Source organism: Oceanicella sp. SM1341, assembly GCF_003448965.1.
In the GTDB taxonomy this organism is placed as follows: Bacteria; Pseudomonadota; Alphaproteobacteria; order Rhodobacterales; family Rhodobacteraceae; genus Paroceanicella.
Genome location: NZ_QRGC01000015.1, coordinates 61,496 through 80,213 on the forward strand (window position 1 = coordinate 61,496; position 18,718 = coordinate 80,213).

Here is an 18,718-nt window from a genome sequence, read left to right on the forward strand (position 1 = left end):
GGATTTGATCACCACCTTTTCCGGGATGCCGCGCTGGCGCCCGGAAGACGTGAATTCCGCCGGCGAGATGATCGCGGCGCGGCTCGAGGCGCTCGGCATCCCGGTCACGGTGCACCGGCCGAAACTGTGGCTGAGCGTGCCGCTCGACGCCTCGGTCACGCTCGCGGGCGAGCGTTTCCGCGCCAAGCCGCCCTCCTCGGCGCTGAGCTGCCCGGAGGGGGTGACGGCAAAGCTCGTCTACCTGCCGGCGCAGAAATCGAGCCTGCGCTCCTACAACAAGCGCGCCTCCGCCTTCTTCGGTGAGGCCGCGGGGACAGATGGGGAAATGCGCGCCCGGCTCGAGGGCTGCATCCTCGTGACCGACGGGTTCGGCAACCCCGCCCTCACCGCCATCGCGGAGGACTGGGGTGCGGCCGGGCTCATCGCCATCAACCCCGGCACCGACATCCACTGGGGCACCTGCACCACCATCTGGGGCTCGCCCGACCTCGACGACATCTCCCGCAAGCCGCGCATCCCGGTGGCTGCGGTGAACCACGAGACCGGCGCGCGCCTGATCGCGGCGGCCGCGGAGGGCGCCGAGGCCACCCTGCGCACCGAGATGCAGGAGGGCTGGTTCGAGCAGGCGATCCCGGTGGCCGAGATCCGCGGCGCCGCGGAGCCGGAGAAATTCGTGCTGCTGCACGGGCATTACGATTCGTGGGACGTGGGCGTGGGCGACAATGCCACGGGCGACGCCACCATGCTCGAATGCGCCCGCCTGCTGTGGGAAAACCGCGACAGCCTGCATCGCTCGGTGCGAATCGCCTGGTGGCCGGGCCATTCCACCGGCCGCTACGCCGGCTCCACCTGGTTTGCCGACGCCTTCGCCATCGACCTCGACGAGAACTGCGTGATGCAGGTGAACTGCGACAGCCCCGGCTGCCGCTGGGCCACCTCCTACCACCAGACCACGGCGATGGCCGAAACCTTCCCCCTCGTGCGCGAGGTGATCGAGACCGTGGCCGGCCAGACCCCGGTGTTCAAGCGGCCCAACCAGGCGGGCGACTACTCGTTCAACAACATCGGCCTGTCGAGCTTCTTCATGCTCTCCTCCACCATGCCCGACGCGCTGCGCGAGGAGAAAGGCTACTACGCCGTGTCCGGTTGCGGCGGCAACATCGCCTGGCACACCGAGAACGACACGCTGGAGATCGCCGACCGCGACGTGCTGAAGACCGACATCGGCATCTACCTGCTGTGCATCTGGACGCTGGCGACCGAGCCCTACCTGCCGGTGGCCTGGCGCGGCATCACCGCGGAATTCGCCGCCACGGTGGCGCGCTACGCGGAGGCCGCGGGGGCCGAGCTCGACCTCGGGCCCGCGGCCGAGGCCGTGGCCGGGCTCGACGCGGCGCTCGAGGCCTTCGAGGCCGCGGTGGCCGGGGGCCGGCTGGCGCCGGTGCAGGCGAATGCGGTGACCACCGGGCTCGCCCGGATCCTGGTGCCGCTCAACTACACCTCGGCGCCGCGCTTCGCGCATGACCCGGCGGTGACGAGCCACCCGCTGCCGGCGATCGAGATCGTCACGCGCCTCGACGAGTTCACCGGCGAGCGGCGCGGCTTCGCCCTCACCCAGGCGCTGCGCGGGCGCAACCGCACCGTCGCCGCCCTGCGCGCCGCCACCCGGCTGGTGGAGGCGGCAACCGCCTGACAGGTTCCGGCCGCGCCGTCACCGGCGCGGCCAAAGGCGAAGGCTATCGGTGCGGGGGAAGGCCGGCGGCGCACGCCCTCGCGCCAGCCGGCAGACCAAGACCAAGACCAAGACCAAGACCAAGACCAAGACCAAGACCAAGACCAAGACCATCGGGGCCGGAGGAGGCCCGGGGTGCGCAACCCCGCGCCGGGCGGAAGCCCTTGGCGTTCGGCTTGACCGACACTGCCTTCGCCCCCCGGACAGCAAGCTGCACGGTGAGCCGGTGCCGGCGGGGCTCAGCCCGCCAAGGCGCGGCGCAGGGCTTCGGTGCGGCTCTCGTCGATCTCCAGCGTGCCGGGGCGCAGGGCAACGGCGTAGTCCCGCTCCGCGGCTTCGCGCGTGATGTAGCCCGCGCGCAGGTCGCGGGCCACGGCCTCGGGCGCGCGCTCATGTGCGGGGCCGAAGCCGCCGCCGCCGGGCTGGGCGAGGCGCACGAGATCGCCCTCGCGCAGGTCGGTCTGGCCGGCGCGGACAAAGCCGGGGCCGTCGTTCACCGAGATCGCGCCGCAGGCGCCGGGCCCGCCGCCGGAGAGGCCGGCCGCCGGCTCCACAAGCCGCCCGCCGCTCAGCGCGGCGCGCATCGGGCGCCCGGAGAGGCAGCGCAGCACGCTCTCCTGCCCCAGCCCGCCGCGCTGGCGGCCGGGGCCGCCGCTGTCCGCCAGCAGGCCGCGCCGCTCCACAAGGAAGGGCGCCTCGTGCTCGAACAGCTCCACCGAGGTGGAGGCGATATTGCCCGGAAACACCACCGCGCTCACCCCGTCGCGGTCGGCGAAGGCGCCCTGCCCGCCCTGCGCGTTGAAGATGGTCACGAAGGCCGTGCCGTCCTCCCGCTCGCCGGAGAGCTTCTGGATCCACAGCGGGTAGGTGCCCGAGGGCGCCATCACCCGCTCGGGCGCGATGCGGTGCAGCGCGCCCATGATCGCCTCCACCGTGAAGTAGGAGACGAGGCTACGGTACATGCCCGGCGCGGGGTAGACGGGGTTGAGCACCGTGCCCTCCGGCACGTCGACCACCACGGGCCGGAAGGCGCCGGCGTTGATCGGCAGGTCGGGGCAGAGCGTGGCGATGAAGGGAAACACGCAATAGGCCCGGGTGATGTTGAGCACCGCGTTGATCGGCTTCATCACCTGGGGCGAGGTGCCGGCGAAGTCGAGCCGGGCCTCGCCGTCCTTCAGGGTGAGACGCACGCGGATGCGCAGGCGCTCGCCGGCGTCGTCGGTGAGCTCGTGGCGCACCTCATTCACCACCTCGCCCTCCGGCAGCCGGGCGATGGCGGCGCGCAGGGCGGCCTCGGAATGGGCCGAGACCCGGTCGGCCAGCGGCTCCAGCGCGTCGAGGCCGAAGTCGCGCATCATCCGTTTGAGCCCCTCGGCGCCCACGTGGTTGGCCGCGATCTGGGCGCGGATGTCGCCGATGATCTTCTCGGGCATGCGCACGTTGCGCACGATGAGCCGGTAGAGCGCCTCGTTCTCGCGGCCCGCCTCCACCAGCTTGCTCACCGGGATGATGAGGCCTTCCTCGTAGACGTCGCGCGCGTCGGTGGCGCCGAGGCGGCCGCCCATGTCGGCATGATGGGCGCAGGTGCAGGCGAAACCGCTGAGCCGGCCGTCGAGGAACACCGGGGTTGCGATGAACACGTCCGGCGCGTGGCCGGCGCCGATCCAGGGGTCGTTGCAGATCAGCACGTCGCCCTCGGCGAGGGTGCCGGCCGGGTAGACGCGCAGCATGTCCTGCAGCACGGTGGGGGTGGAGCCCGCCTGCCCCGGCGTGCACTGGGTGGATTGCGCCAGCATGCGGCCGCGGGCGTCGTAGAGGCTGCAGGCATAGTCGTGGTTGTCGCGCACCACGAGGGAGAAGGCGGTCTTCACCAGCGTGGTGGCGATCTCGTCGGCCACCGAGACGAGGCGCGACCAGATGACCTGGAAGGCCACGGCGTCCATGCCGCTGTCGAAACCGGCGCTGCGGATCTCGTTCATTCCATGCTCCCGGGGTCGATTTCCACCCAGCCGCGGGGGTTGCGGCGGGCGGTGGCGCCGGTGCCGAGATGCACCGTGGCGCCGTCCTGCACGAGAAGGGCGGGGCCGGCGACCTCGGCCTCCGGCCCGTCGAAATCCACCACCCGGTGCGGCACGAAACCGCCGGAGGCACTGTCCCAGGCGAGGCGCTCGCGCGCGGGCGCGGCGCGGGCCGGGCGGGCGGCGAAGCGCGGGCCGGGCCGGGCGGCCTCGGAGACGAGGCGCAGGGTGACCAGCTCGGGCTCGAGGTCGTCATAGGCATAGCCGTAGGCGGCGCGGTAGGCGGCGGCGAAGGCGCGGGACACGGCGGCGGGCGCGGTGTCCTCCAGCCGCACGCGCAGCTGGTGGCCCTGGCCGACATAGCGCATCTCGGCATAGAGCCGGTGCGAAAGGGCAGCACCCGGCGCGGCGAGGGAGACCACGGCATCGGCCTCGGCGGCGAGCTCGGCAAACTCGCGTGCGAGAGTCTCCGCGTCGAGTGCGGCGAGGCGGGCGGGCCGGCTGCGCGACACTTCGAAGGTGGGCGGGGCCATGAGGAAGCCGAGGGCGGAGAAGGCCCCGGCCGCGGCGGGCACCAGCACTTTCGGCACATGCAGGCGGCGGGCCACCTCCACCGCGTGCAGCGGGCCGCCGCCGCCGAAGGCCACGAGGGCGGCGCGGGCGATGTCGCCGCCGCGCTCGGCCACGTACATGCGCGCGGCGCGGGCCATGTTCTCGTTCACCACGCCGAGGATGGCGACGGCAGCCTCCGTGGCGGTGAGGCCGAGCGGTTCGCCCACGTCGCGCAGGATGGCGGCGCGGGCGGCCTCCGCGTCGAGCCGGATGCCGCCGGCGCCGAACTCGGCCGGGTCGAGATAGCCCAGCAGCAGGTTCGCGTCGGTCACGGTGGCGCGGGTGCCGCCGCGGCCGTAGCAGGCGGGCCCGGGGTCGGCCGCGGCACTCTCGGGGCCGATGGTAAGGAAGCCGAGCGCGCTCACCCCCGCCACCGAGCCGCCGCCGGCGCCGATCTCGATCAGGTCGACCGTGGGCACCGCGAGCGGCGTGCCACTGCCGCGCTTGAAACGGTGCACCCGGTCGACCTCGTAGGCGCGGGTGACCGGCAGCTCGCCGCCCTCGATGAGGCAGGTCTTCGCCGTGGTGCCGCCCATGTCGAAGGCGAGCACGCTGTCGAGCCCGGCCTCCGCCGCCAGTGCGCGGGCCGCGAGCACGCCGCCCACCGGGCCGGATTCGGCCAGCCGCACCGGTGCGGCGCGGGCGGTGCGCGCGGTGATCACCCCGCCGCTCGACTGCATCAGCAGGAAGGCGCGGCGGTAGGCGCGCTCCGCCAGCCCCTCCTCCAGCCGGCCGAGGTAGCGGTCGACCGGCGGGCGGACGTAGGCGTTGATCGCGGTGGTGGAGAAACGCTCGTATTCCTGGATCTCGGGCAGCACGTCGGAGGAGAGCGAGACCTCCATGTCGAGCCCGAGGGCCCGGGCCTCCGCCGCCACGGCCTGCTCATGCGCGGGGTTGGCGTAGGAATGCAGCAGGCAGACCGCCACCGAGCGCACGCCCTCGGCGGCGAGTTCGGACAGCACGCGGCGGATTTCGGCGGGGTCGAGCGGGGCATGCTCCGCCCCGTCCTGGCGCAGGCGGCCGGCAATCTCGCGGCGCAGGTGGCGCGGCACGAGCGGCGCGGGAAACACCTGGCGGATGTCGTAGATGTCGTAGCGGATCTCGCGGCGGGTCTCGAGCACGTCGCGGAAGCCTTCGTTGGTGATCAGCGCCGTGGGGGCGCCCTTGCGCTCGATGATGGCGTTGATCACCAGCGTGGTGCCGTGGATGAGCGCCTCCAGCCCGTCGAGCAGGCCGGGCCGCTCGGCCTCCAGCGCCGCGATCCCCTCCAGCACCCCGCGCTCGGGCGCGCGGGGGGTGGTGGGCACCTTGCGCATGGTCACGGCACCCGTATCGCCATCGTAGAGGATGAAATCGGTGAAGGAGCCGCCGACATCGCAGCCCAGCCGCAACAGGCTCATTCCAGCGTCTCGAGCAGCCGGCGCAGCAGGTCGCGGCGCGGCTCGAGCGAGGAGATGAAGAGCTGCTCGTAATCGGTGTGGCCGCCGAGCCCGTCGACCCCCAGCCCGTCGAGCGTGGGGGCGAGCATGGCGGTGAAATTGCCGTCGCTGCCGCCGCCGGTCTTGAGCCCCTCCAGCGCGAAGCCGATGCCGGCGGCAAGGCCCTTCGCGGTCTCGAACAGGGCGGCGATCTCGGGGGTGGTCTCGTAGGCGGGGCGGTTGATGCCCCCGGTCACCTCCATGGTCACGTCGGCGTCTTCCGGGGCGAGGGCGGCGACGAAGGCCTCCACCTCCTCCTGCGCCTCGAGGTCGGGCACGCGCACGTCCACCGCCATCCAGGCCTCGGCGGCGACCACGTTCACCCCGCTGCCGCCGGAGATCATGCCGACGTTGGCGGTGATGCCGCGCGCGTAGTCGGTGAGGGCGTGGAAGCGCAGCGCCAGCCGGGCGATCTCGGCAATGGCGCTGCGGCCGTCCTCGTGGCGCGCGCCGGAATGGGCGGCGCGGCCGAAGGTGCGGATCTCGTAGCGCATCACCCCCTTGCGGGCGATGACGATCTTGCCGCCCTCGCGCGCGGGCTCGGTGACCAGCACGTATTTCGAGGCCCGCGCCAGGCTGGTGATCAGCGCCTCGGAGGTGGGGCTGCCGATCTCCTCGTCGGACACGAAGAGATGGGTGACCGGCAGGCCCGCCCCGCCCTGCGCGAGCTCGGCCACCGCCTGCATGGCGAGATAGGCACCGCCCTTCATGTCGTAGATGCCGGGGCCGAAGGCGAGATCGCCCTCGGTGCGGAAGGGAAAGCGCGCCAGCGTGCCGCGCGGGTGCACCGTGTCCATGTGGCTGAGCACGAGGATGCCCGGCGCGTTCTCCTGCCGGCCCCAGGGCGCGCGGACCACGAGATGATCGCCCAGCCCGTCGCGGCCGGGCACGCGCTCCACCTCCGCCCCGATGGCGGTGTAATCGGCGGTGATGCGGTCCGCGAGTGCGTTCACCCCGGCGGCATCGGCGGTGTGGCTCTCGATCTCCACCCAGGCGCGGATGCCCTCCAGCAGCTCGGCGGCGGTCTTCTTGCGGCTCATGCGGTCTCTCCTTCGCTCTCGCCAATGTCCCAGAACAGCCCGGCCATGATCGACAGGCCCTCGCGCAGGATCGGCACCAGCACGTGCTCGTCCGGCCCGTGCTGGCGGCAGCCGCCGTAGGAATGCGGGATCCAGATCACCGGGCAGCCGAGGTGGCGGGCGAAGATCTCGCTCGGCAGCCCGCCCGAGGAATTGGGCATCAGCGTGGGGCGCGTGCCCATGGTGCGGGTGACGCTGGCGAGCACGCGCTCCACCCAGGGGTTTTCGGGGTCGGTGCGCCAGGCAGGGAAGCGGTTTGCCCGCCGGTCGGTGATCTCGACCTGGTGGAAGCCGCGGGCGTCGAGATGCGCGCGCAGGGCGGGCAGGAAGCCTTCCGCATCCACATCCGCGGTGTGGCGGATCTGGCAGGTGGCGCGGGCGTCGGGCTGCACGCCGTTCACCGGGTTTTCCGGCCGGCCGGTGAGAAAGGCAAGCACGATGAAACTGGTCCAGCCATACATCTTCTCGGCCACGGTGAGCCCGGGCTCGCCCCAGTCGTCGGGCATCTTCAGGCTCGGGTCGGAGGGGTCGACCGTGATGCCGGCCAGCGCCGCCTTCACCTTCGGCGGGATGGCCTTCGGCAGCCATTGAGGGATGAGGATCTGCCCGCGCGGCGAGGTGATGGAGGCGAGCGCCTGCGCCAGGATCACCCCGGGGTCTTCCAGCACGCCGCCCCAATGGCCGGAATGGCGGCTGCCCTCGCGCAGCGAGATGGTGAGGTCGAAGGCCACGGCGCCGCGGTTTCCCAGCTTCACGTCCACCTTGTCGCGCTCGAGGCGCGGGCCGTCGGAGGCGAGCAGCAGGTCGCAGGAGAGAGCCGCCGCCTCGGTCTCCAGCAGGGCGTCGAGGCCGACGGAGCCGATCTCCTCGCTGGTCTCGATCAGCATCTTCGCGTTGAACCCCAGCGCCCCGCGCGCCGCAATCACCGCGCCGAGCGCCTCTATCACGATGGCATGCTGGCCCTTGTTGTCGGCGGTGCCGCGGCCGTACCAGCGCTCGCCCTCCACGGTGATGCGCCAGGGGTCGAGCCCCGCGCGCCACTGCTCGGGGATGCCGCGCACCACGTCGCCGTGGCCGTAGGTGAGCAGCGTGGGCAGGTGGTGGCCCTCGTGCCGCTCGGCGATCAGGAAGGGCCCGCCGCCGGGCACCGGATTGGGCAGGATGCGGCAGGAGAAGCCAAGGGCGCTGAGCGCCGGGGCGATCTCTTCCTCCAGGTAGCGCTGCAGGTCGGGCAGGCGCGAGGGCTCCTGGCTCTCGGTCGGGATCGCCACGCGGCGGCGCAGGATCTCGAGGAAGCGGCCGTCGTCCACCAGCTCCGCCGCACCGGCAACGGCCCCGGCCCGCCCGCTCATGACCGGCTGCGGAGGTGGCGGGGGCGCGGGGGTCGGCTCGGGCACATGCTGTCTCTCGTTTCAAACCACTATTTCATCAGTTGAAACCGTGTTTCGAATGAGACTCAAGGAAAAACTGCACCCCGGGGAGCTCAGCTTGCCATGAACGGCGCGCCCCCCCAGCCGAGCATGGCCGAAAGACGGTGCGAGGCGCTCACCACCGCGTCGAGCACCTCGCGCTGCGCCTCGCCGCTCATCCGGTCGCTCGAGCCGGTGACGGAGAGCGCCGCCACCACCTCGCCGGACTGGTTGCGCACCGGGGCAGCGGCGGAGCAGGTGTTGTAGTCGAGCTCGCTCTCCGACACGGTCCAGCCATCGCGGCGGATGGTGGCGAGGGCCGCGCGCAGGCTGTCGCCGTCCTTCAGCGTGTTGGTGGTGAAGCCGGTCATCGGCCCGGCGGCGACCTGGTCGATCACCTCCTCGGGCGCGAAGGCGAGCAGCACCTTGGGCCCGCCGCCGGCATAGAGCGGCCCGCGCCGGCCCACCTCGGCGAAGATGCGCTGCGGGTTCGGCGCGCTGCGCAGCGACACGCAGATGCTGCACAGACCGTCGCGGATCAGCAGCAGCACGTTCTGCTCGGTCTTCTCGCCGAGCTCGCGCATGAAGGGCTGCGCCGAGGTCACGAGGCGCGACTGCCGGCGCGCCTGGTCGCCCAGCAACATCGCCCGATGGCCCAGCGAATAGGTGCGCCGCTCCGCATCCTTCGCCACGAAGCCGCGCTGCTCCAGGGTATAGAGCAACCGGAAGGTAAGACTTTTGGTGTTGCCCGTGCGCTCCGCGAGGTCCGAGACACCCGCGCCCGGCAGGTCCACCAGCGCCTCCAGAAGGCCGATCGCACGGTCGACCGCCGAGATCGTGTAGTCCACAGTGATCCTCCCTCGATAGGCTTCGCCAGCCCGAAACACGGTTTCGTTGGGCGAAATACACGCAGCACCCCCGCGCATCAACCCATAGCAGACGGCAGGCCCCTGCCCTGCCAGCCCGAATCGACCCGGCGCCGAACCATGTCCCGCAGCGACGGACCGCGCCGAGACGTGCAAACGCGCGCGCACCGGCTCACGGCGAAGCCCCTTCGATGCAATTCATTTATTTTTCAGATACTTATGCGCCGCTTCTGCAACGCCGTCTCATCTTGAGAGGGGAGCGGCCGGATGGGCCTACGTGCAAAAGCACGGAATTTCTTGCCTTAGACATGGTATTCGATGCACTATCGCCTCGAAAACAATGCATAAGCGGGGTTTGTCGACCCCAGAGGCAGACAGGCAAGCGTTCCTTCGTGTCGGTCAGGCACCGGCCCGAGGCTCCCGCATACCCGTGCGGGGGGGACACGTGCGCCCCGGAGCGAACGAGCGGAGACCGAGATGAACTGATCCCCTCCCCCCTGAACGAAAGAAGCCGCGTGGCTGCAACCACACGGCTTCTGAACAAACGAACTGCATCCCTGCCGTCCGCGTCTTTCACCCCGACGATAGCAGGATGCCTTTGCTGCCGCAAGCCCGAGAGCCTGCGGGGAACAGGGAAGTCATGACCAACAGCCTGCACTTCGACCCGGCAGACGGGTTCGTCGCCCTGCCGGTGCGCGTACTCGAGATCGAGATGTCGCCCGGCGCCTTCCGCACGCTCACCGAGCTCTGCCGCATGGCCAATGCCGAGGGCTATTGCTGGCCATCGCTCGAGCAGCTGAGCGCCCGGCTCGCCCGCTCGCGCTCGGCAATCTCCGGCTATGTGAAGGAGCTTCGCGGCCTGGGGCTGATCGACACGCTCACCCAGAAGATGGCCAATGGCTACAACTACCGCCTGAAATTCCTCGTCACCTTCTGGGCGGACTGGCGCGCTTCCCTCAGCATCCGGAAACGCACCGCTGACGCCGCGGCTTCCGCGACGCCGGAGCCGGCTGAACGCAGCGTGCAGCCCGCCGAACGCCGAGTAAACTCTAAAAACCAGAGTCAGGAAAACCACTCTCTCGCGCCCGTTCCGGCCGCCGGCGAGGTGGAGGAAGTTCTTTCCGAATGGACGGAGCTGACGCGTGGCCAGCCCTTTGGGACCTTCCGGGAACCCGCATCTCCAGACCTGCTCAGGCGCAGCGCAGCACTGGTGAGCACGGCGGACGACACGGAACGCGCGCCAGCCATATCCGCGGATATATCGAAGCGGCTGGCCGCGCTCTGGAAGCGTCTTCGGGTCGAACACGGGTCCGATGAGCTCTCCGCCCAGGTGCGCGAAATCGCCGAGGCGCGCTGCACCGATCCCCAGCTTTCAGCGCTGGTCGACAGCATCTCCCGGGCCTGGAAGTCGCACTGGCGCCGCCCCCCTGCCCCGCGCCAGTTCACCGGCTACATCGAGGCCGCGCGGGCTCAGGATCCGGTCAAATCTCGGCTTCGGCTCATCGAAATCCACCTCGAACGGTGGAATCGCACGCAATTCGGGTTGCCAAAGGGGGCATTGTCCAACAGTTTGTCGAAGAGAGGCAGCATAGCCTTGGACAAGACGGGCGGCATGGAGTCGCCCTCATATCCGCGGATATAAACATGGCATACGGGCAATTCGAGCAGTTCATCCGGAATATGAGCCGCGTGATGGGGGCGGTGAACACGCGCCTGCAGCGCGACCTCACCCTGCGCACCCGGGTCGCCAGGCGGTTCTCCATGACCGAGGTGGCGGAACTGCTGAACGTCGACGTCACCTACCTGGCGCGCGTCTCCTCCGACGAGCCGGTGTTTCCGGAAGGTGAGCGAAGCGGGCGTGAGCGCACCTTCTCCCCGTCGGAAATCATGCTCATCCGGGCGCTCATCGGCTCCAACCCCGGCGCGAAGCGCCAGCACTCCTACTGGCGCAAGCCCGGCGACCCGGTGCGTGTTGTCACGTTCGGCGCGCAGAAGGGCGGCACCGGGAAGTCGCTCAGCGCGGCGCATTTCGCGCAGTACGTGAACCTGTTCTACGGGCTTCGGGTAGGCGTGATCGACGCGGACCCGCAGGCCACCGTGAGCCTCTATTTCGCCGACCAGGCCCTGCCCCTCTTCAAGCCGGACACCGCGACGCTGGCCGATTTCATGGGGGTGGACGACCCCGGCGCACAGGAGCTCACCCCTCGCACGCCGGCCGAACTGGACGCCATCTGGCTGCCCACCCCCTGGCCCGGCATCAAGCTCATTCCCGGCGGCGCGAACATCCAGAACGGCGACATCAGCCTGTTCTTCATGTCGCGCACCTCACAGGTGCCGGTGTACCGCATCCTCAAGCAGGCGATCCGCGACTGGGACGCCGGCAACGGCCCGCGCACCCGGCTGGAGGACCTGCGCACCGCCTCCGGAGCCTTCGACACCGAAGCCTACCTCACCGCGCTGAACGAGACGGTGGACATCATCGTGATCGACCAGCAGCCCTCGCTCACCCTCATGCAGCTCAACGGGCTCATCGCCGCCGACAGCGTGATCATCCCGCAGACGATGAAGGGATTCGACCTCGCCACGCTCGCCACCTATGTCTCGAATATCGGCGAATATCTCGAATTCATCATGGGCTTCGAGGCGGACATCGAGATCGGGCGTGGCGAGCACGTGGTGCTTCCCACGATCGTGCAGGAGCAGAACACCCAGGACACCGACCAGATCCTTGACCTCTACCGGAGGGCGCCGCGCGAGATCCTGCAGGTCTGGTACAATCGCTCCGACGCGATCGCGAACGCCTCGGAGGAGTACAAGAGCATCTACGAGTACCTGCCGCCCAAGACGCGGCGGGTGTCGGCGAAGGCCTTCATGGCGAATGCGAATGCGGTCAACGACGCGCTGGTGCAGCGCGTCTGCCCGGAGCTTCCGCCGCGGGACTTCGCCAGGGCATTCATCGAGGAGCGTTGGGGCTGACATGCCGAGAAAGAGAAAGCTGGACGCGAGCATTCCCGAGGACATCGCAGGCGCTGCGCCGGACGAGGCGCCGCGCGGCGCCATGGGCGGAATGTGGGCCGGCTCGGCGATGAACCTGCTGCAGAAGCGCATCGAGAGCACGCACGGATCGCTCGTGCAGGGGATTCTCAACGGCACGGTGGCGCTGGAGCTCGACCCGTCGCAGATCGAGGATGTCGCGGGCAGCGATCGGGTCGGGGACTGGGAGGGCGACGAGGCCTTCGAGGCGCTGGTCGCCAACATCCGCCGTCGCGGCCAGACCCAGCCGGTGCGGGTGCGCCCGAAGGATGCGGACTGGACGCCGGGGTCGGAGGCCCCGCTCAAGACCGATGCCGTGTTCATCGTGCAATCCGGCCGCCGGCGCATCGAGGCCTGCCGGCGGCTGGGCCGCAAGGTGCTCGCCATCCTCTCGACCGACACGGGCGATGCCGCCCTGGCCGACCTGGAGGAACGGTTCCACGAGAACACGATGCGCGAGAACCTCAGCGGCTTCGAGGAGCTGATGTCGATCGGGCTCATCGCCGAGAGCCTGCGCGACCTGTCGCAGGAAGAGATCGCGGCGCGCCTCGGCGTATCGCAGAACGACGTTTCGCTGGGGCTGTCCTGCGTGGAGCTGCGCGAGCGCATCCTTGCCGAGATCGACGTGGCGGCCACGCCGAAGCGGGCCTATCGCGCCATCATTCCCCGGTTGCGGCGGGGAGAGGCCATGGCGGCTCCGGCCGCCGGCCCGGAACCCGAGACTGCCACCGGTCGCTTCGCGGCCGGGCGATTGAAGGTCGAGGCGAAGGCGTCGGGCAGGGGGCTCGTGCTGAAGGTGAGCGGCGCCGATGTGCGCGGCGAGGAGCTCGACAGGCTCGCCGAACGCGTGGCGGCACTCTTCCGGGGTCTTTGAACCCGTCGGGTGCTGCGCATAATGGCCATATAATGCGCGCCACAAGCCCGAAGGTGAGAGGAAGTCACTTCTTTTCCGGATCGTAAGCTGCCACCTTCCGGATCTCCGTTACACGGTTTTCCGTGAGGTGCGCCGCCACAGGCTGCGGTCTAGGATAGCGGAAGGACATCACCCTCCGGGCCATCCGGCCCGGGCAGCCAGGAAAGGTGCCGGGCGGGAGGCGCGCGGGGTTTCGCCGTGGCCCTGCCGGGCAGCAGCGGTCGCGATGACGGCAGCGATCCCCCATCTGCGCCTCGCCCTCGCGGCGGGCATCTGCGTGACCGGCCTCGCGGTGTACGCGCTCACCTGGACACCCATCGGGCTGCTCGCGCCGGTCGCGGGGCTGGGCCTGCTCGCTGGGCCACGGGGCGGGGCGATGCTGGTGGCCGGGCTCGGGCTGGCGGCGCTGGTCGCGGCACTGGCCGGGCTCCACACCGGCGGAGAGCTCGTCGGCGCACCCGCCGGGCACTGGTGCATCTTCTTCGTCACCGCGCTCTGTGTCGGGCTGGCGGTGATGGCGGCGGGGCTGCCGCCGCCGCGCTCCCATGCCGGCGCCGGCGGGCGGGACCCCGGGGAAAGGCCTGCCGCGGCCCTGGCCGCAGCACGCGCGTTCCGGACCTGCGTGCCCCGGGGGCTGCGCCATCGCCTGTCGGCCGCGGAGGGCGGCGACCAGCGGGCGGGGATCCGCAGTGACCCCGGGTGTCCCGCCGGCACGGAGGGCGAGGCGCTGGCGCCGAAGGGCAACATCGGGGCCGGGGGGTCGGACGAACCGGCGGAGAACCCCGAGGTGGTGCGGGCCGCGAGGGTGGTCGAGGCGCTCTTCGGCAATGCCTGGGCCTTGGCGCCGGACGGGCGCTGGATCTGCCCGCCCCGGTTCGCGGGCACCGGCCCGGGCCTCAGCCCGCATGACCTGAACGCGTCGCTGGCCGAGGGCGAGGTGGCCTGGCACAAGCTGGTGCACCCCGAGGAATACGAGCGCGTGGCCCTGCGCTGGCGCCACAGCCTGCGCACCGGGGAGCCCTGGAAGGACCAGTTCCGTATACGGCGAGCCTCCGGCAGCTACGCCTGGGCGCGCAGCACCGCCCACCCGCTGCGCGACGCGGGCGGGCGTATTCTCGGCTGGTACGGCACCTCGGTCGACATCGATGTCTATCGCAAGACGATGGAGAACCTGCTGGCCCGCGAGCGCGAGATCTCGCATCTCGTCGACATGGTGCCCGGCCATCTCTGCCGCCTCGCCCCGGACGGCACGCCGCTGTTCTTCAACCGCCGCATGGCGGAGTTCCACGGGCTTGAGGCCTCGGAGGCGCAGATCCCCGGCCTGCCGCCGCTGGAAGGCTTCCTGCGCTCGCTCGTCCATCCCGACGACGTGGGCCCAATGCTGCAGGTGCTGAGCCAATGCATGGAGGCCGGCGGCGGCTTTTCCTGGCGCTATCGGCTTCGCCGGGCCGACGGCGTGTACCGCTGGGTGGCGGGGCGGGCCGAGCCCACGCGCGACGAGGAGGGCCGCGTGCTCGAATGGTTCGGCGTCTGCACCGACATCGAGGACCAGATGCAGGCCGAGCAGGCGTTGCGCTCCAGCGAGCGGCTGCACCGCCGCATCGTGGAGACGCTGCCGGCGATGATCTACTGCGCCGAGCCGGACGGCCGGCCCATCTACCGCAGCAGGCGGCTGAGCGCGTTTCTCGGCCTCACGCTGGGCGAGGGCGGCGACCCCCTCACCGGACCCGAGCGGCTGGGCGCCACCCTGGAGGAGATCATCCACCCCGACGATCTCGACGAGGTGCGGGCGCGCTATGCCCGCAGCCTCGCCACTGGCGAGCCCTATGCCATGCGCCACCGGCTGCGCCGGCATGACGGCACCTGGCTCTGGGTGGAGACGCGGGCCGAGGCGATGCGCGACGCCGGCGGCAACATCGCGCAATGGTACGGCGTGTGTTTCGACATCGAGGACCTGCTGCGCGGGCAGGAGAACCTGCGCACCGCCCAGGACAGCCTGGCGCGCGCCGCCCGCGCCGCCAGCCTGGCCGAGCTGTCGGCCTCCATCGCCCACGAGGTGAACCAGCCGCTGGCCGCCATCGTGGCCAATTCGCATGCCTGCTACCGCTGGCTCACCGCCGAGCCGCCGAATCTCGAGCGCGCCAAGATCACCGCCGGCCGCATCACCCGCGACGCGAACTCGGCCGCCGAGGTGGTAAGCCGCATCCGCGCGCTGTTCAGCCAGGCCGGCCAGGCGCGCGAGCGGCTGTCGCTGGCGGGCGTGATCGCGGAGGCGCGCGACGTGATGGCCGGCGAGGCGCTGCGCCGGGGCGTGCGCATCGTGCTCGCGCTCGAGGAGGGGCTGCCACCGGTCTCGCTCGACCGTGTCCAGGTGCAGCAGGTGCTGGTGAACCTGATGTCGAACGGCATGGAAGCCATGGCCGGAGGCGACGCGGAACAGGTGCTGGAGGTCCGGCTCACCCGCGCGGACGGCACGGGCCTGCGCGCCGAGGTGCGCGACCACGGCCCCGGCCTCGCCTCCACCGAGCGGATCTTCCAGCCCTTCGTCTCCACCAAGGACCGCGGGATGGGCATGGGGCTCGCGATCTGCCGTTCGATCGTCGAGGCGCATGGCGGCCGGCTCTGGGCCGAGAACGCGTGCCCGCGGGGCGCGCGCTTCATCTTCACACTTCCCCTCGATGCGAAGGCAACCGAATGAGCACCGACGAGCACATGGTCTACATCGTCGACGACGACCCGCGCATCCGCGAGGCGCTGTGCGAACTGGTGGCCTCGCATGGCATGCAGGTGACGGCCTTCGGCTCGGCAGGGGCCTACATGGCGGCGCAGAAGCCGGGGGCGCCCGCCTGCCTCGTGCTCGACATCGAGCTGCCGGACATCAACGGACTCGACCTGCAGGGCCTCATCGCGGGGGGGGAGCATCCGCCCATCGTGTTCATCACCGGGCATGGCGACATTCCCTCCACCGTCCGGGCCATCCGCCACGGCGCGGTGGACCTGCTCACCAAGCCGTTCGGCGACACGGAGCTGATGGCGGCCATTCGCACCGCGCTGGCGCAGGACCGGGCGCGCCTGGCCGAGCGGGCCGGGCTCGAGGCGCTGCGCCTGCGCTACGCCGCCCTCACCCCGCGCGAGCGGCAGGTGCTGCCGCTGGTGGTGAGCGGCCTGCTGAACAAGCAGGCCGCCGCCGAGCTCGGCATTTCCGAGACCACGCTGCAGATCCACCGCCGCCACGTGATGCGCAAGCTCGCGGCGCCCTCGCTCGCCGACCTGGTGCGCATCGCCGAGCGGCTGGAGATCCCGCTCACCCACTCGCGGCACGGAGAGCGCCAATGACCGCGGCGCGAGGGGTGGTCGCGGTGGTGGACGACGATTCGAGGATGCTCGAATCCCTCGAGGACCTGCTGGAATCCGCCGCCTTCACGCCCCGCTGCTTCTCGACCGCGGGCGGGCTCCTGGCCGGCGGGCTGGCGGATGTCGACGTGCTGATCAGCGATGTGGGCATGGCGGGGATGGACGGGTTCGAATTGCTGGCGCGGGTGCGGCGCATGCGCCCCGGGCTGCCGGTGTTCCTCATCACGGGGCGGCACGAGATCGCGGAGCAGCCCCGGGCGGGCAGCATCCGGGGCTTCTTTCGCAAGCCCTTCGACGGAAGGCTGCTGCTCGCAGCCATCGAGGAGGCATTGAACGACCGGAAAGATGGAGGGTGACAGTGAAGATTGACTCGCCGTTCCAGCGGAAATCGGCGCCGCAGTACAGCCCGCCCGCGCAGGAGGACGGGCCGGCAGCCCCCGTGGTGATGATCGTGGACGACGACGCCTGCCTGCGCGAGGCGCTGGCCGAGTTGCTGATGAGCGTGGGGTTCGAGGTCGCGTGCTTCGCGTCCACCGCGGAGCTGCTGGCCAGTGCCACGCTGGGCCGGCCGGGCTGCCTGATCCTCGACGTGCGCATGCCCGGCACCAGCGGCCTCGACCTGCAGCGCGAACTGGCCCGCCGGGGCGAGGAGAAGTCCATCATATTCCTCACCGGCCACGGCGACATCCCGATGAGCGTGCAGGCGATGAAGGCCGGAGCCATCGACTTTCTCACCAAGCCGGTGCGTGACCAGACCCTGCTCGACGCGGTGAGCACCGGCATCGCCACCGACGCCGCCCGCCGCCGGGAGGCGGCGCTGCTGCAGGCCACGGTGGAGCGCTTCCGCGCCCTCACCCCGCGCGAGCGCGAGGTGTTCTGCGAGGTGGCGCGCGGCCGGCTGAACAAGCAGATCGCCTACGACCTCGGCATCAGCGAAGTGACGGTGAAGCTGCATCGCGCCAACGTGATGCGCAAGATGGAGGTGGCTGGCGTCGGCGGCCTCATCCGGGCCTGGACCGTCCTGCCCGAAGCGCTGCGCGAGCAACCTGCCCCCTGAGCGGGCGCGGGACGCAGGCGCGCGCCGCGCCCGCCACGACCGGGAACCGTGCCCGCGGGTGCCGATGATCCGCCGCGGGCGAGGCGGCGCGCCCGGCTGCGCCTCCGGCGCCCGGGCCGGAAGGGGGGCACGGCAGCCTGTCGCCGCGGCGAAGACGGAAGCGAAGACGGAGGCGGCGGGGCAGGGGGCGTCCCGCGTCAGCCGGCGGCGGGGGCGTCCGGGTTCGGAAGGTCGAGCACGATGCGTCCGCCGGCGCAGCCCGAGACGCAGGGCGTGAGCCAGGCGTGGCGGTCGGCTGCCGGCATCGCCAGGTCGCGGTGCTCCGGCGTGCCGGCGAGATAGCGCGTGCGGCATTCCAGGCAGACCCCCGCCTCGCAGGAGGAGGGGATGTCGAGCCCCGCGCCGCGCAGTGCCTCCAGCATCGTTTCGCCGGCCGCCACGGGGATGACCGCGCCGCTGCGCGCGAGCTCGACCTCGTAGGCCGTGTGGCCCGTGGCCTCGCCGGCGCCGAAGAGCTCGAGATGCAGCCGTGCGCCCAGCCCGGCGCCGAGCCGGCGGGCCTCGGCCATCATCCCGGCCGGGCCGCAGACGTAGAGGTGATCTTCCGGGCCCAGACCCGCCACCAGCGCCGCGAGGTCGAGCCGCGTGCCGTCCCGGCTGAAATGCAGCGCGAGGCGCCCGGGGGCGAGGCCGCCCAGTGCGGCGGTGAAACCGTGGCGCTCCGGCGCCTTCGCGCAGACATGCAGCACGAAATCGCGCCCCGTGCGCGTGAGGTCGGGCAGCATGGACAGGAAGGGCGTGAGGCCGATGCCCCCCGCCACCATCACCACCCGCCCGCTTGGCACCAGCGGGAAGTTGTTGCGCGGCAGCGACAGGAGCAGCTCCTGCCCCGGGCGCAGCGCGGCGTGCACCTCCGCCGAACCGCCGCGGCCCGCAGCCTCGCGCGCCACGGCGATGCGGTAGCGGGTGTTTTCGGCCGGATCGCCGCAGAGCGAGTATTGCCGGATGCGCCCGCTGGGCAGGTGCAGGTCGACATGCGCGCCGGCGGTGAAGGGCGGCAGGGGCCAGTCGTCGCGGTCGGCGAGCTCGAGCAGGCGGATGTCGCCCGGCAGGGTCTCGACGCTGCGCAGCACGACGGAGACGCGGTGAATTGCCTTGGCCATCGAC

14 protein-coding genes are annotated in these 18,718 nt (G+C 71.2%); 8 read left to right on the forward strand and 6 right to left on the reverse strand.

The window, feature by feature from the left end:
• The first annotated feature begins 4 nt into the window (after positions 1-4).
• Entirely contained in the window at positions 5-1,693 is a 1,689-nt protein-coding gene (locus tag D3P35_RS14610) for a M28 family peptidase (RefSeq protein ID WP_232830515.1), read from the forward strand.
• A gap of 278 nt (positions 1,694-1,971) precedes the next feature.
• Here D3P35_RS14610 and D3P35_RS14615 read toward each other — a convergent pair whose 3' ends face one another.
• From D3P35_RS14615 to D3P35_RS14635, 5 genes are all read right to left on the reverse strand, one after another.
• Positions 1,972-3,711, reverse strand: coding sequence for a hydantoinase B/oxoprolinase family protein (locus tag D3P35_RS14615; protein WP_232830516.1), 1,740 nt, complete (start codon positions 3,709-3,711; stop codon positions 1,972-1,974).
• Complete coding sequence (locus D3P35_RS14620; protein WP_118135478.1) at positions 3,708-5,762, reverse strand: hydantoinase/oxoprolinase family protein; 2,055 nt, start codon at positions 5,760-5,762, stop codon at positions 3,708-3,710. The genes D3P35_RS14615 and D3P35_RS14620 overlap by 4 nt, the downstream gene beginning before the upstream one ends.
• Positions 5,759-6,880 carry a M20 family metallopeptidase gene (locus tag D3P35_RS14625; RefSeq protein ID WP_118135479.1) on the reverse strand — a complete coding sequence of 374 codons (1,122 nt, stop codon included), beginning with the start codon at positions 6,878-6,880 and terminating at the stop codon, positions 5,759-5,761. The genes D3P35_RS14620 and D3P35_RS14625 overlap by 4 nt, the downstream gene beginning before the upstream one ends.
• On the reverse strand, positions 6,877-8,271 hold the full coding sequence (locus tag D3P35_RS14630) for a M20 family metallopeptidase (RefSeq protein ID WP_118135480.1): 1,395 nt from the start codon (positions 8,269-8,271) through the stop codon (positions 6,877-6,879). The genes D3P35_RS14625 and D3P35_RS14630 overlap by 4 nt, the downstream gene beginning before the upstream one ends.
• A gap of 131 nt (positions 8,272-8,402) precedes the next feature.
• Complete coding sequence (locus D3P35_RS14635) at positions 8,403-9,176, reverse strand: IclR family transcriptional regulator (protein WP_118135481.1); 774 nt, start codon at positions 9,174-9,176, stop codon at positions 8,403-8,405.
• Between the two features lie 658 nt (positions 9,177-9,834).
• Between D3P35_RS14635 and D3P35_RS14640 the strand changes: the two genes are divergently transcribed.
• From D3P35_RS14640 to D3P35_RS14670, 7 genes are all read left to right on the forward strand, one after another.
• Positions 9,835-10,836 (forward strand): helix-turn-helix domain-containing protein, encoded by a 1,002-nt coding sequence (locus tag D3P35_RS14640; RefSeq protein ID WP_157982158.1) that lies wholly within the window; start codon positions 9,835-9,837, stop codon positions 10,834-10,836.
• A gap of 2 nt (positions 10,837-10,838) precedes the next feature.
• A complete protein-coding gene (locus D3P35_RS14645; RefSeq protein ID WP_118135483.1) occupies positions 10,839-12,170 on the forward strand; it encodes a ParA family protein in 1,332 nt (443 codons plus the stop codon).
• 1 nt (position 12,171) lies between these two features.
• Positions 12,172-13,101, forward strand: a complete 930-nt coding sequence (locus D3P35_RS14650; RefSeq protein WP_157982159.1) for a ParB N-terminal domain-containing protein — start codon at positions 12,172-12,174, stop codon at positions 13,099-13,101.
• Positions 13,102-13,366: 265 nt separating this feature from the next.
• Entirely contained in the window at positions 13,367-15,838 is a 2,472-nt protein-coding gene (locus D3P35_RS14655; RefSeq protein WP_118135485.1) for a PAS domain-containing protein, read from the forward strand.
• On the forward strand, positions 15,835-16,476 hold the full coding sequence (locus D3P35_RS14660) for a response regulator transcription factor (protein WP_118135486.1): 642 nt from the start codon (positions 15,835-15,837) through the stop codon (positions 16,474-16,476). Before D3P35_RS14655 ends, D3P35_RS14660 begins: the two co-directional genes overlap by 4 nt.
• The gene (locus D3P35_RS14665) at positions 16,473-16,850 is read left to right on the forward strand and encodes a response regulator (protein WP_118135487.1); all 378 of its coding nucleotides are present in this window, start codon (positions 16,473-16,475) and stop codon (positions 16,848-16,850) included. The genes D3P35_RS14660 and D3P35_RS14665 overlap by 4 nt, the downstream gene beginning before the upstream one ends.
• Before the next feature lie 2 nt (positions 16,851-16,852).
• Positions 16,853-17,551 carry a response regulator transcription factor gene (locus D3P35_RS14670; RefSeq protein ID WP_118135488.1) on the forward strand — a complete coding sequence of 233 codons (699 nt, stop codon included), beginning with the start codon at positions 16,853-16,855 and terminating at the stop codon, positions 17,549-17,551.
• A 197-nt stretch (positions 17,552-17,748) separates the two neighbouring features.
• On the opposite strand, the gene D3P35_RS14675 is transcribed toward D3P35_RS14670, so the two are convergent.
• Positions 17,749-18,714, reverse strand: a complete 966-nt coding sequence (locus tag D3P35_RS14675; RefSeq protein WP_118135489.1) for a PDR/VanB family oxidoreductase — start codon at positions 18,712-18,714, stop codon at positions 17,749-17,751.
• Positions 18,715-18,718 lie beyond the last annotated feature (4 nt).